The sequence below is a fragment of the Mycobacterium sp. HUMS_12744610 genome, assembly GCF_041206865.1.
GTDB classification, from domain to species: Bacteria; Actinomycetota; Actinomycetes; order Mycobacteriales; family Mycobacteriaceae; genus Mycobacterium; species Mycobacterium servetii.
Map to the genome: position 1 here is coordinate 1,198,333 of NZ_JBGEDP010000001.1, position 12,973 is coordinate 1,211,305.

Annotated in this window: 16 protein-coding genes; 8 read left to right on the forward strand and 8 right to left on the reverse strand. The window is 65.4% G+C overall.

Annotated features, from left to right (window positions below):
* Positions 1–42 precede the first annotated feature (42 nt).
* From AB8998_RS06065 to AB8998_RS06075, 3 genes are all read right to left on the reverse strand, one after another.
* A complete protein-coding gene (locus AB8998_RS06065; RefSeq protein ID WP_369737056.1) occupies positions 43–564 on the reverse strand; it encodes an Rv2253/PknI dimerization domain-containing protein in 522 nt (173 codons plus the stop codon).
* A 105-nt stretch (positions 565–669) separates the two neighbouring features.
* The gene (locus tag AB8998_RS06070) at positions 670–1,245 is read right to left on the reverse strand and encodes a twin-arginine translocation pathway signal (protein ID WP_369737057.1); all 576 of its coding nucleotides are present in this window, start codon (positions 1,243–1,245) and stop codon (positions 670–672) included.
* Positions 1,242–1,970, reverse strand: coding sequence for a hypothetical protein (locus AB8998_RS06075; RefSeq protein ID WP_369737058.1), 729 nt, complete (start codon positions 1,968–1,970; stop codon positions 1,242–1,244). The genes AB8998_RS06070 and AB8998_RS06075 overlap by 4 nt, the downstream gene beginning before the upstream one ends.
* Before the next feature lie 161 nt (positions 1,971–2,131).
* Between AB8998_RS06075 and AB8998_RS06080 the strand changes: the two genes are divergently transcribed.
* Entirely contained in the window at positions 2,132–2,530 is a 399-nt protein-coding gene (locus AB8998_RS06080) for a hypothetical protein (RefSeq protein ID WP_369737059.1), read from the forward strand.
* A gap of 12 nt (positions 2,531–2,542) precedes the next feature.
* Here AB8998_RS06080 and AB8998_RS06085 read toward each other — a convergent pair whose 3' ends face one another.
* Together AB8998_RS06085 and AB8998_RS06090 are read right to left on the reverse strand one after the other, a co-directional pair.
* Positions 2,543–2,833 carry an Mtp family mycobacterial-type pilin gene (locus AB8998_RS06085; protein ID WP_369737060.1) on the reverse strand — a complete coding sequence of 97 codons (291 nt, stop codon included), beginning with the start codon at positions 2,831–2,833 and terminating at the stop codon, positions 2,543–2,545.
* Positions 2,834–3,032: 199 nt separating this feature from the next.
* Positions 3,033–3,548 carry a TetR/AcrR family transcriptional regulator gene (locus AB8998_RS06090; protein WP_369737061.1) on the reverse strand — a complete coding sequence of 172 codons (516 nt, stop codon included), beginning with the start codon at positions 3,546–3,548 and terminating at the stop codon, positions 3,033–3,035.
* A 172-nt stretch (positions 3,549–3,720) separates the two neighbouring features.
* Between AB8998_RS06090 and AB8998_RS06095 the strand changes: the two genes are divergently transcribed.
* The 5 genes from AB8998_RS06095 to AB8998_RS06115 all read left to right on the forward strand — a co-directional run bounded on the left by AB8998_RS06095 (position 3,721) and on the right by AB8998_RS06115 (position 9,060).
* Positions 3,721–4,506, forward strand: coding sequence for a hypothetical protein (locus AB8998_RS06095; protein WP_369737062.1), 786 nt, complete (start codon positions 3,721–3,723; stop codon positions 4,504–4,506).
* Complete coding sequence (locus AB8998_RS06100) at positions 4,503–5,306, forward strand: hypothetical protein (protein WP_369737063.1); 804 nt, start codon at positions 4,503–4,505, stop codon at positions 5,304–5,306. Before AB8998_RS06095 ends, AB8998_RS06100 begins: the two co-directional genes overlap by 4 nt.
* Positions 5,303–5,881, forward strand: a complete 579-nt coding sequence (locus AB8998_RS06105) for a cytochrome c oxidase subunit 3 family protein (protein WP_369737064.1) — start codon at positions 5,303–5,305, stop codon at positions 5,879–5,881. The genes AB8998_RS06100 and AB8998_RS06105 overlap by 4 nt, the downstream gene beginning before the upstream one ends.
* Before the next feature lie 2 nt (positions 5,882–5,883).
* Positions 5,884–6,162: a cytochrome C oxidase subunit IV family protein gene (locus tag AB8998_RS06110; RefSeq protein WP_369741446.1), complete on the forward strand. Its 279-nt coding sequence runs from the start codon at positions 5,884–5,886 to the stop codon at positions 6,160–6,162.
* Positions 6,163–6,366: 204 nt separating this feature from the next.
* A complete protein-coding gene (locus AB8998_RS06115; protein WP_369737065.1) occupies positions 6,367–9,060 on the forward strand; it encodes a cellulose binding domain-containing protein in 2,694 nt (897 codons plus the stop codon).
* 42 nt (positions 9,061–9,102) lie between these two features.
* Here the strand turns inward: AB8998_RS06115 and AB8998_RS06120 are convergent, their stop codons facing one another.
* Entirely contained in the window at positions 9,103–10,380 is a 1,278-nt protein-coding gene (locus AB8998_RS06120) for a cytochrome P450 (protein ID WP_369737066.1), read from the reverse strand.
* A gap of 197 nt (positions 10,381–10,577) precedes the next feature.
* Here AB8998_RS06120 and AB8998_RS06125 point away from each other — a divergent pair, with 197 nt between their 5' ends.
* Positions 10,578–11,288, forward strand: a complete 711-nt coding sequence (locus AB8998_RS06125; protein ID WP_369737067.1) for a TetR/AcrR family transcriptional regulator — start codon at positions 10,578–10,580, stop codon at positions 11,286–11,288.
* Here the strand turns inward: AB8998_RS06125 and AB8998_RS06130 are convergent.
* The gene (locus tag AB8998_RS06130) at positions 11,204–11,629 is read right to left on the reverse strand and encodes a hypothetical protein (protein ID WP_369737068.1); all 426 of its coding nucleotides are present in this window, start codon (positions 11,627–11,629) and stop codon (positions 11,204–11,206) included. The genes AB8998_RS06125 and AB8998_RS06130 overlap by 85 nt on opposite strands.
* The gene (locus AB8998_RS06135) at positions 11,626–12,372 is read right to left on the reverse strand and encodes an enoyl-CoA hydratase/isomerase family protein (RefSeq protein ID WP_369737069.1); all 747 of its coding nucleotides are present in this window, start codon (positions 12,370–12,372) and stop codon (positions 11,626–11,628) included. Before AB8998_RS06135 ends, AB8998_RS06130 begins: the two co-directional genes overlap by 4 nt.
* Positions 12,373–12,479: 107 nt before the next feature.
* On the opposite strand from AB8998_RS06135, the gene AB8998_RS06140 reads away from it, so the two are divergent.
* Positions 12,480–12,902, forward strand: a complete 423-nt coding sequence (locus AB8998_RS06140) for a lipoprotein LpqH (RefSeq protein WP_369737070.1) — start codon at positions 12,480–12,482, stop codon at positions 12,900–12,902.
* Positions 12,903–12,973: the final 71 nt, after the last annotated feature.

The window sequence follows — 12,973 nt, forward strand, 5'->3', positions numbered from 1 at the left end:
CGCCCAAAACGATTGCCCGGCCGGGCCGCTTGCGGGCTCGGATTACCCTGTCTTGTCCAGGCGGAACGGCTGTTCGATGTACAGCGGGGCGCTGGTCCCGCAGGCGCCGGCCGGACCGGTCGTGTGTTCCCTGCCGGCCAGAACCGGTGAGCCGAACTTGTTTTCGCCGGTTTCAGGGTCCGAGGGATAGAAATAAATGACGTCGTGCCCGACGTTCGGGGTCCCGTCGGGACAGGTTTCCCAATTCGGGATGTCGCGCTTGACCCACCAAACCATTCCGTCGTGCATTTTCAGCGGTGCAGTCCAGCCCTGGTCGCTGACCACCTGGCCGGCACAGTCTTGGGCGGTGGTACACGAAGACGTGATCTTCCAGGTGCTCCGCGCCATCTCTTCCTGGTGAAACACCTGATTCGTCCTGGCCCATTCGCCGACCACCGTGGCGGTATACGTCCCGTTGATGGCAGGGTCGTAGGCCCACGCTGACGGGGCTATGGCCACCCCACCCGCTGCACCGACGGCCGCCAATGCCAATGCGGCGCTCATCGCCAAATTCAGTGAACGCATCACTTGCTCCTCGACGCGCTACAGCCAGCATTCTCAGGTGAATTCACAGATTAACACCGTTTCCACCCATTTCGGCAGGGTTGACGATATGGGCGCCGAGGGCGCTCATACAGCCTCGAACTTCTCAATAAGCCACGCACCGTTGACCTTTGTCAGTGTGAGCCGCAGGCTGCTCGACGTCACGACCGGGTCCGGCTTCTCCTTGCTCGCGGTCTTCAGTTTCACGAAAGCAAGCACGACCGCCGAATTCGGCTGCATTTGCGACACGGCCGCCTTGACCACGGTCGCGGTCGTGGTGACTTGCCCCCGCTGCGCCGCCGGGCCGGCGATCTGGTCGACGAACCGCTGGTAGTAGGTCAGGTAGTCGTCGGTCACCCGGGACCTGGCGTTGGCGAAATCCCGGTCGAGCGTTTCGGGCGAATACGACAGCAGCGCCACCGCACCATCGCTGGCGGCTTTGACGGCCTGGTGCATCGCGGCGTCGTCGGTCAGCACATCCGGGCGGTACACAAAGTAGAAGTAGCCCGCCCCGAACGTCAACGCGCCAACCAGTAACACGGTCAATAGAATTGGACGCCATCGCGCCAGGCAGCGACGCACCCAGCGCCCTATCGCGCCGAGTCCGCGGCCGGCCCGATCGCGAAGCGCTGTCCTCCTGACGCCGCCGTCGTCGACCGTCACGGGACGAACTCGAGCCTGGAGACTTTGGGCTGCCCGTTGTCCTCTTCGACGCTGACCACGACGCGCATCGACCGCACGGCCGGCTTGGCCTGGTCGGGCTTGCTGAGCTCCGATTTCGCCGCCACCAGCACGACCGCCGAGTCCTTGGTCATCGACTCCACGCCAACGGCCTGCACAGCGACCTTGGAGCTTATCTTCAACTCCTGGACCGCCTTGAGGTACCGCTCGGCGCTCATCAGGATGCTGGCCTTGAAAAGCCCGGTGGTGTCGTCGACGAAACGTTGCATGTCGTCTCTTGCCGTGCCGGGCTCGATGGTCATCATCGCCACCACGGCGTCGCGGGCCGTCGCGGAGAACTTCGCGGCACGCTGCGTCTGCTGAGCCACCATGCGGTGATGCCAAACCAGGCCGCCGCTTCCGGCCAGCGAGGTGCAGATGAGGACAACCGCAGCAGACGCGGTCAGAGCTTCCCGGCCGGGACGGCGCAACCTTCGCCGGCGCGACGACGGCCACTCCAAAGCAGGCTCGTCGTGGGCGACGTGGTCGCCGTGGCCGTTCGATGCCGCTTCGGCCTGCCGACGGAGCAGTGTCGCGCGGGAACGGGCGGCTTCGGCGCGGGCTTCGGCCTGCGCGAGCTCGTCTTCGTCGGCGTGCGACGGGGAACTCGCGACGGGGATGACCCCATCGGCTTCCGGCGGCTCAGCGGGCAGCTTGCGCGGCGGCACTGGATCACCTCCTCGTCCGCTGTGGCAGGAGAGAGCCACATTATCACTGCCAAGCCGGGCTGTCGGTGGGGATGGCGACGATGTGGGCTTGTGGGTCTTCTCCAAAAGAGAGAATTCTATTCCCCGCCGGATGCCTGCTGTGGCAAAGTAATCGTGTGCGAATGATCGTCGCCGCGGTCGCAGTATTGCTCGGCGCTGGTGCGCTTGCGGCGCCACCGGCCGCTGCCGGACCGGTCAACTGTGATTACCCGGGCTGCACGCCGGGAATCATGCCGCACGTCGTGCTCGGTGCCCCATGCGACAACACCACTTACTACGTGTTCGGGACCGCCGACTATTACGTCTCTTTCGCCACTCAGCCGGGTCGGCTGATGTTCTGCGGTTCGCCGCGCAGATACGAGCCCCGATGGTTCCGGTCCCCCCCGATGGCAGGTGTCAAAGAAGAGAACTCGTCCTGCACCGACTACCCGGAGTACTACGTCGCGCAGGCTCCGGATGGCCTGTTCTTGGTGTGCAATGCGCACGACGGCGTCCAGAACTGGGAGCGCGGCGACACCTAGCTACGGCCGAATTCACGGCCCCAGGTAACGCTGTTCGGGCAAATCCTGAAACGGACTCGGTCCGAAGTAGTCGTCGCTGTGAATCGTGCCGTCCTTGTCGCGGTGGTGCGCGTCGTGGCAGGTGGTCGGATCCCACTGGGGGCCCCACGCAGGGTTGAAGGGGTTGCCCGGGCACCAGTGGTAACCGACGAACGGGAAGGGCGGATCGTCGGCGAGGGCGCGGTTCGCGGTGCTGACACTCGCCAATCCCAAACCAATGAGCGCCGTGATCGCTGCGGCGGCCAGGCGCGCGACTCTGTTCATGGGAAAACCGTACCGGAGCGCACGCCGAACGCGGCAAACAATTTTTCGGATTCGTTAGTGCGTTGATGGCGAATGCGATTGACCGCGGCCACCGGCTCGCCTGGAGAACTCGGTGCCGCACGAGATATCGGCTTGGCGATTCGTGCGGTGGACCCCCGCGCGGGACCCATGCGACTTCTGTGCCGGGTCATTCATATCACTATCCGGGCGCCTCGAAGAGGCGGCGGGTGATGCGCCGCAGTTCGAAAGCCAGTGCCTCGTTGTCGATGTCGGCGACGAGCGGATGCACGACCCCGACGGCGATGGCGCCCGACAGCATCGCCGCCAGGACCCGGCCATCGGCACCGGGATCTCCGGCGAGCACCCGGTAGAGACGCTCGATGAAACGCTGGAACGGTTGGTGATCGGCGAGTAGCCGGACGATGACGGGATCGAACTGCAAGGTGCTGGCCGCACCGCGGCGTTCGACGGCCAGGTCGATGACCCGGTCCAGCAACAACTCTCGCGCCCGCGGCAGGTGATCTTCGGCCTCGGCGGCCTCCAGCGCTTCCTCGAGGCCGCCGAGCTCGCGCTCGGTGAGCGCGATGACGATCTGTTCTTTGGTCTTGAACTGGTGGTAGACGGCCGCTTTGGTGACCCCGATCGCGTCGGCGATCATCTGCAACGAGGTTCCCCCCACGCCGTGCTCGGCGATCAGTTTCAGTGCCGCGTCCATCACGCGCGTCTGGGCGGGACTGCGCGTGATGGAGCGCAGCCGGGGGGCGGGGGGCGAGGAAACCACACGACGAGACTAGCCGAACGGCTATTGACGCCTGACTAGCCGATCGGCTAGCTTCGCGACTAGCCGGGCGCGGCCCGGTGTCTGGGGTGCCGGAGGGAGTCAGGCGATGTCCGACATCGGCGGGAGTCATCCGCAAGGCCGGCCGTCTCCGTCAATCCCCCTGCGGCGCGTCGACGGCGAGTTGATCCTGCTGTGGACGCTGCCCGTCGTGGTGGTCATCTGGGTGGCCGCCTTCTTCCTGTTCCCGGGCTTCGACCCGCCGATGTCGCCGACGATGACCGCCGAGCAGGTCGCCGCGTTCTACCGCGATCCGGCCCACCTGCCCGAGATCCGCTACAGCATGATCCTGTTCAACTGGTTCGGCGTGTGCCTCATCCCGATGCTGACGCTGATCGTGATGCAGGTCCGCAGGATGGCGCATCGCACGCCGATCTTCTCCTACGCATTGCTGGGGTGCGTGGCCGGCGGTCCCACCCTTTTCCTCGTCGCCGACGTCTGCTGGCTGCTGGCCGCCTTCCGGCCGGAACGAAGCCCCGAGCTAACGGAGCTGTTGAACGACTTCGGCTGGATCACGTTCACCATTCTGGTCCCCTTCCTGATCGGGCAGAGCGTGATCCTCGCCCTGGCAATATATTTCGATGACCAGCCGTGCCCGATATTCAACCGCTGGGTGGCGCGCTTCAACCTGGCCGTGGCGGCCGCGTTGGTGCCTGCGTCCTTCGCCGGCCTGTCGTTGTCCGGTCCGTTGGCGTGGGACGGCGCGTTGTCATTCTGGCTGAAGAACATCGCTATCGCCGTGTGGCTCGTCGTCATGGGGGTCGTCGTGGGCCGGGCCGTCTATCGCGAGCGCGCCGACCACCGCCGCGACGGCGCGGAACTGGTCGGCGTATGAGCGCGACGACGACACACCAGGGGCCGCCGCCGACGCCGCCCGCCGGCCCGCTGCTTCGACGCATCGCCTGGCAGTGCCGGCACCATCCCAAGCGCGAGTTGTGGCTGGCCTGGGGCACACTCGTCGTCTTCTACAGCCTGTTCTTCCCGATTTTCTTCGTGGTGACCCGGGTGCAGCCACCGCCGCAGCCCGCCTGGGACCTCGCGACGCAGGTGCACTGGTTTCACGAACGCCACCTCGGGATACCCGTCGGCTTCGGCATCATCTTCGCGGTCGGCGGCATGATCGCCGTGAACAACGCCCTCATCGCCTACTCGATGCGGCGCATGTCGGTCAGCGCGGTGTTCGCGTACTCCTACCTGATCATCTACTCGCTCAGTGCGATTCCCGGCATGCTGTTGCTCAACATCGCGCTGATCGTCGGCACGCTGCGACCAGAGCGCGACCCCCGGGCGATCGGCTGGCTCTACGACTTCGCCTTCCTGTCCTTCGACGGGACCATGGGGGTCTTCCTGATCGGCTCGCTGATCTGGCTGCTCGCAATCCTGCTCGACACGAATCGGGTCTTTCCCAAGTGGTTTGGCTACCTCAACCTGTGCAACGCGCTCACCGAGGTCGTGGTGGCACCGTGCTGGATCTTCCGGCGGGGCGTGCTGGCGTGGAACGGTCAGATCGCCTGGTGGCTGAACGTGGTCGTGTTCGGCATCTATACCGGTGTCTTCATCTTCATGCTCATGCGCATGATCCAGCGTGAGGACTTCGGTGCCGGGACCCTCCCGGAACTCGCGGCCGCGCGATGACACACGTGGCCGAGAAGACCGAACGCGCCGGGGCCGTACCCGGCCAGCCCGACATGTGGGCCTTCGTTCTGTTCGAAACCTTGATATTCACAGCGTATTTCGGATTCTACCTGTTCTACCGCGGCCGGAACGCGCAGCTGTTCCTGCACTCGCAGGCGCAGCTCGACCTGCGCATCGGGGTCTTCAACACGCTGGTCTTGTTGCTGAGCTCCTGGTCGGTGGCGCGCTGTGTGCAGTCGTCTCGGGTCGGCGCCTACCGGGCGGCCCTCAGGGATGTTTTCCTCACGGCCGGATTCGCCGCCGTTTTCCTGTTTTTCAAGGTCTTCGAGTGGGCCCGGTTGGTCCGCATGGGAAACGGCCTGGACAGCAACGACTTCTTCACCTACTACTTCTTTCTCACCGGCATCCATTTCGTGCACCTGCTGATCGGGTTCGTGGTGCTCGGTGTTGTCGCGTACCAGCTTTGGAGTCCGGCGCGGCGATCGCAGGAGCTTGTCGAGACGTGCGCGACGTACTGGCACACGGTCGACTATCTGTGGGTGCTCATCTTTGCATTGCTGTACGTGGTGAGGTGACGGTGCTCAAAGTCAACAAGCGGCTGTTGGGGGTCTGGGTCGTGCTGGCGTCGTTGACGCTGGGCTATCTGGCGATCGACCACGCGGATTCGCTGAAACCCAGCGCGTTGGTCACGTCCAGCGTCATCGTGATCGCGCTCATCAAGGTGCGCATCATCTTTCGGGAGTTCATGGAAGTCAGGCTGGCTCCCGCCCTGCTGTGCCGACTGACCGATACCTGGGTGATTCTCATCGGGGCGAGCCTGCTGGGCACCTATTTCGCGGGCATGACGAGCCGGTAGTCACCGGATCGCGCTTCGGTGCGGCCGCCGTGGCCGGTGTGTGGCGCCTGCGCAATGCACATCAGGAGCACTGTTGCCTATGTCACTTTTCAATAATGATCGACAGATGTTTTTGTGGCGTCTTCTGGGGTGTTTTGTGCACGCACGTCGAATTGCGTCGTAATCTACCCGATACGTCGAACCCCTTGACATGTAGGTGGCGCCATGACGTTTGTGATCGCAGCACCGGAGATTCTGGCAACAGCGGCCTCGGACGTGGTCGGTATCGATTCGACGCTGAGCGCGGCGAATTCGCTGGCGGCGGTGCCAATCACCACATTGATACCCGCCGCCGGTGATGAGGTGTCGGCGGCGGTTGCATCATTGTTTTCCGGCCACGCGCAGATGTACCAATCGCTGCTTGCTCGTGCCCAGGTCTTCCACCAGCAGTTCGCGCAGGCACTGAATAGCGCGGGAATTGCCTACGCGGCCGCCGAGGCGGCCACAGCCACCTCGCTGCAGAATCTGGACCGCACCGTTGTGGGCCTGATCAACGGGTCGTCGAGTATGTTGCTGGGCCGTCCCCTCATCGGCAATGGCGCCCATGGGCCGGGGAACGCGGATACCGGCAGGTCTGCCGCGGTTTCGTCCGGCGGTGGCGGGGCTGGCAGCGGAACCGGCGCCACGGGGGCCGGTCTTTCCAGCGCAGGCTCCGGCAACGCTGCCACCGGTGGCAATGCCGGCGCGACGGGCGGTAGCAGCGCTACCAGCGCAGTCAGCAGTGTCAGCGGCGCCAGCCTCAGTGGCACCGGTAGCGGCGGGGCTACGACGACCTATGCGGTGACGTCGCATTGGGGCAACGGTTTCATCGCGAATTACACGATCACCAATTCCGGCACAACTCCGTTGACCAACTGGCAGCTCCAATTCAATCTGCCTGCAAACGAATCCGTCACGAATCTGTGGAACGGGCAGCTTACGCAGTCCGGCAGCCAATACACCGTCAGCCCGGTGTCCTGGACGCAAAGCATTGCGCCAGGCCATTCGGTCACCATCGGCTTCCAGGCCACCCAGAACGGTGCATATTCGGCACCGACGCATGTTCTGCTCAACGGACATTCGATCAGCGGCGCTGGCACGGGTACGGGTACGGGGACGGGGACGGGGACGGGGACGGGGACTGGCACGGGGACGGGGACTGGCACGGGGACGGGTACCGGGACGGGGACGGGTACGGGTACTGGCACGGGGACGGGGACGGGGACGGGGACTGGCACGGGGACGGGGACTGGCACGGGGACGGGGACTGGCACGGGGACGGGTACCGGGACGGGTACGGGGACCGGTACGGGGACGGGGACCGGTACGGGTACGGGTACGGGTACCGGGACGGGCACCGGCACCGGCACGGGTAGCGGAACCGGCGGCGGCAGCGCCAGCGGGGTAGAGGCGACATACAAGGTGACGTCCCAGTGGAACAACGGCTTCGTTGCCGATTACACGATCACCAATACGGGTTCGACTCCACTGACCAACTGGCAGGCCCAATTCAACCTGCCCGCAAACGAATCCATCACCAGCGCCTGGAACGCGCAGGTCGCCCAGTCCGGCACTCAGTACACCCTGACACCCGAGTCGTGGGACCATTCGATCGCAGCGGGCGGTTCGGTCACGGTTGGCTTCCAAGTCGCGCACACCGGCAGTTACTCACCGCCCACCCATTTGCTGGTCAACGGGCAATCGGTCAGTGGCGGCGCTACCGGCACCGGCACCGGCACCGGTACGGGTACGGGAACGGGCACCGGTACGGGGACCGGCACCGGTACGGGTACGGGAACGGGCACCGGTACGGGGACCGGCACCGGTACGGGTACGGGAACGGGCACAGGTACGGGGACCGGCACCGGTACGGGTACGGGAACGGGAACGGGCACAGGTACCGGTACCGGCGGGGCGTCGTCGCAGGAGTACAACCCCTATGTCGACGTGACGCTCTGGCCCGGGCCCAATGGGTACAACTTCGCGAACGCCGCCAATGCGGGAATCAAGGACGTCACGCTCGCCTTCATCACCGCCGATGCCTCGGGTCACCCGGCCTGGGGCGGCTACGGCGCGTACGACGTCACCGGCGGTTCCCAAATCTCATACATCAACAACCAGATCGCGGACATGCACAGCGTGGGCATCACCGGGACGATCTCCTTCGGCGGCGCGGCCGGCACCAGCCTCGCCGTGTACGCGGCATCGAACCATCAAAGCGCCGCCCAGCTGGCCCAGGACTACGAGCAGGTGGTGAACACCTACAAGATCTACAACTTCGACTATGACGTCGAAGGTGCTGTGCAAGGCAATAATTCGGCGCTCACCTTGCAGTCGCAGGCGATCAGCATCATGCAGCAGCAGGAGGCGTCCAACGGCACGCCCGTCACCGTCTCGTACACGCTTCCGGTGCTGCCGTCGGGTCTGGTCGCGGGAACCAACGGAGGCATCAACGTCCTCAACTTCGCCAACACCAATGGCGTGGACGTCTCCCGGGTCAACATCATGGCCATGGATTACTACGACCCGTCGGTCACCAACATGGGCACGGCCGCAATCGACGCGGCGACGGCCACCCACAGCCAGTTGATGGCGATGTACCCGTCGCTGTCCAGCCAGCAGGCGTGGCATATGCTCGGAGTGACACCGCTAATCGGAATCAACGACGACCCGAGCGAAATCTTCACCCTTGCCAACGCGCAACAGCTGACCACTTTCTCTCAGCAGCACGGGATCGGCGAGCTGTCCATGTGGGAGCTTCCCCGCGACCTCACGGGCACGTTGGGCGCCGCAGACGCCACCACCGGTAGTGGAATTGCGCAGACGCCCTTCGAGTTCTCCCAGATCTTCGAGCAGATCGCCAGCCCACCCCAGACGTGATGTGCGGCCGGAGCGGTTGAAGCTCCAATTCTACTGCCGTGCTTAGCCGTTCGGTGTGAACGTGAGGTACAGCTCGCTGAGCCCTCGCAGGATGTAGGTCGGCTCGTAGGTGTATCGCCGGTCGTCGGCCGGGCCATGCTTGACCTCGTTGATCTCGATGTCGGCCATGCGGTCCAGGATGCGTTCGATCGAGACGCGGCCCTCCACGCGGGCGAGCGGCCCGCCGGGGCACGAGTGGACGCCGCGGGCAAAAGCCATGTGTTCGCGGACGTTTCTGCGGTGCAGGTCGAACTCGTGCGGGTTCTCGAAGCGGCGCGGGTCGCGGTTGGCCGCGCCCGGGAGCACCATCACCACGGTGCCCGCGGGAATGTCGACGCCGCCGATCCGGGTGGATCTGCGCGCGAGTCGCGAGTCGCTCTTGACCGGGCTCTCCATGCGCAGCGACTCCTCGATGAACCCGGGGATCAGGCTGCGGTCGTTGCGCAGCTGCTGCTGGATGTCGGGCCGGTCGCCGAGTACCTGGAGCGCGGCGCTGAGCAGCTTGGCGGTGGTTTCCTGCCCGGCGGCGAACAGGAACGTGGCCGAGCGGACCACCTCGATCACCGGCGGCGTCGAACCGTCGGGATACTTGGCCGACGCGAGGAAGGTCAGCACGTCGTTGCGGGGCTCGCGGCGGCGTTCCTCGATATACGAGCAGAACTTGTCGTCGAGCCACTCCAGCGGGTTGACGCCGACCGACTCGTGGTCCAGCGCGCCGACTCGCGCCTCGGGACGCTCGGCGCCCAGGACGACACGGAACTCCTTGTGGTCGTCCTCCGGCACGCCGAGGAGGTCGGCGATCACCAAGGTGGCGAACGGCTTTGAATACTCGGCGATGAACTCGCACTCGCCGTTGTGCAGGAACTCGTCGAGCTGGCGGTCGGCGAGGCGCCACATGAACTCCTCGTTCTGCTTCAGCCGGCTCGGCGTCAGCAGCTTGCTCAGCACGGACCGGGCCTTGGTGTGGTCCGGCGGGTCCATCGTGACCATGTGCTCGTTCATCGGAAAATAGCTGCGGTGCGCGTCGATCTGGGCGCTGATGTCGTCGCCCTCCGGCGTGAACGGCAGCGGGGGAAACGGCCCGCCGAGCGCGACGATATTCGAGAACGTCTCGGGGTCCTTGTAGATCTCGGTGGCTTCGTCGTAGCCGGTGACGGCGACGACCCCGTAGTGCGGCAGCCTCAGCACCGGGTTCTGGCTGCGCAGGTAGTCGAAATAGGGGTGCGGGTCGGGGACCAGGGAGGGATCCGCGAAGAAGTCGATCGTGTCGAAATTGCTCATGTCGTGCATCCCTCCAAAGCCGCCGTCGGCCCTAATGACTGCTCGGCGGCGAGACTCCGCGCCGCCCCGGTCCGATGTCCACGAAGTGCTGAGCACTTGCTTAGCATGGCGGTAATGTCGGGGTCAAGATCACCGCAGCGCGCCACGATACGATCCGTGGGGTTGGCAAGGGAGCGCGAAGAGTACGGAGCACGGGCATGACGACTTCTTCCGCGGCTCGCAGGATCGGGGCGCCGGACGCCAAGAACCGCGGGCTGCTGCTCGACGCGGCCGAGCAGCTGATGCTCGAAGAGGGCTACGCCGCCGTCACCTCTCGCCGCCTGGCCAACAAGGCGGGGCTCAAACCCCAGCTGGTGCACTACTACTTCCGCACCATGGAGGACCTGTTCCTCGAGGTCTTCCGCCGCCGCGCCGAAGAGGGCCTTCAGGTGCAGGCCCACCTGCTGCAGTCGGCGCAGCCGTTGTGGGCGTTGTGGAGGTTTGGCACGGACCCCGCGTTCACCCGCATCTCGATGGAGTTCATGGCGCTGGCCAACCACCGAAAGGAGATGCGCGCCGAGATCGCTTACTACGCCGAACGTTTCCGGGAGGAACAACGCCAGGCGGTCACGGCGGCGCTGCAGCGATACGAGGTGAAAAGCCAGGATGTGCCGCCGGTGGTGTGGACCGTGCTGATGACCAGCCTGTCCCGATTTCTCGTGCTCGAGCAGGCCATCGGCATGTCCGGTGGCCACGCCGAAACCGTGGAAGTGGTCGAAGACCACCTGCGCCGCCTGGAGGGGGAGCCGCAGCCGATCCCGGATATGCCCCAGGCCTGGGTGGTTCACCAGGTGCGCAACGAACAGAGCGCGCCCTTGGGGCCGAGTTTGGACACCACGACCTTGCCATCCACCGACAGGTCGCACTGAATTCCGCCGGCCGCCAACGGTTCGCGACCGGTGGTGACGGTCACCATCGCCCACTGATCGGGGTTGAGCAGGCTCACCGGCTGAACCCACGGCTTATCGGGACCGACATCCGCGTGCACCTGCGGGGTGAACGTGTACGGGTTGTGGCTGTAGTCGGCGAAGACGGTGGGGTCCTGGTCCTGGTAGAAGATGTCGACATGGGCGGGGGTTCTGGACGAGACCACGTACACGACCTGATGCCAGACCGGGTCGGCGTGAGCACGTCCCGTGCTTGTCGCCAAACCTGTCCCGGCCACCAACACCGCCGCACCCGAGGCCAACAGTTTCCCTATGGTGCTCATGTCGCTCCTCCGGGCGCCGTGCGCGGACTGCCGGTGCGGTTCATCACCCGCTCTGCGGCCTGCCAGTGGGCGTCGCCGACCCACAGCCGTGCAAAGGATGCTATCGCCTCATCGGGCGAAACTCCGCCGATTACCCGCTTTATCTCGGTCGCCGGGCGGTTGGCCAACGACCTGGCGACCGAGCGCCATCCCACCTCGAAAGAGGAGCGGGGCACCACCACGTCCACCAAGCCCATTCGCTCGGCCTCGGCGGCGTCCAGCGTCCGCCCGGTGCCCGCCAGCAGCAGCGCCTTGCTCTTTCCAACGAGGGCGGCCAGCCTTTCCGCGCCGCCCCAGGCCGGCATGATCTCCAGCGCGACCTGGTTGAAGGCGATCTTGATGTCGTCGGCCGCCACCCGGATATCGGCGGCGACCGCGACCTCGGCGCCGCCACCGAAGGCGTGGCCGTTCAGCGCCGCGACGACCGGCGCCGGAAAACTCGCCAGCTGATCACAGACCGAGCGCATCCTCCTGGCCATCGCCGCGGCGTCCTCTTCGGTGCGCAAGGCACTCAATTCCTTGAGGTCACCGCCCGATACGAAGGCCCGATCGCCGGCGCCCCTGATCACCAGTGCCTGAGCGCCCGCCGCCGCGGCGAGCGCTTTTTCCAGCTGCTCCATGGTGTCGAGCGCGATGGCGTTGCGCGCATGCGGGCGGTCGATGGTGAGCACCGCCAACCCGTCGTCGAACTCCAAGTCCACCATGCGTGATTGCTCCCTGGGTGCGAGGACGCGACATTGGCATTCTCTTGCGCGGAGAATAACATCACCGCTGCAGGCCAGGACTTGTCGTCGAGGATCGAGGTGGCTTCGTGCGCAATCGGAGCGCGGTGGTGGTGGCCGTAGTGCTGGCGGTGGCAGGGCTCGGCGCCTGCACCGCGCGTCCGCGGACGCCCCTCTCCGGGTCGGCGTCGGTGACCGTCGACGGCAAGGACGCGAAGATTCCCGTGGTCAAATGCCATCAGCAGGAGTGGTACCGGACGATCGAGATCGGCGGCGACTTCGCCGGGGCCAAGATCGTCGTCGACGAACATGCGCAGCCGCTCACCACGACGTCGGTGCGCATCCAGAACGTGGGCGGCTTCACCGGCATGTACTCCCAGGGCGACGGGGGCAGCGCCGACATGAGCTTCAGCGGTGACAGGTTCACGATCACCGGCACCGCCAACGGGTTCAAGACCGACAAACCGAACGAACCGGCATCCGCCGTGTTCAAGATCGTCGCGACCTGCTGACCGCCGCCGTCGCCGACCCGTCGAGGGGTCGCCGTTGCGGTGCGGCAACTGAGAGAATATTATTCTCGCAA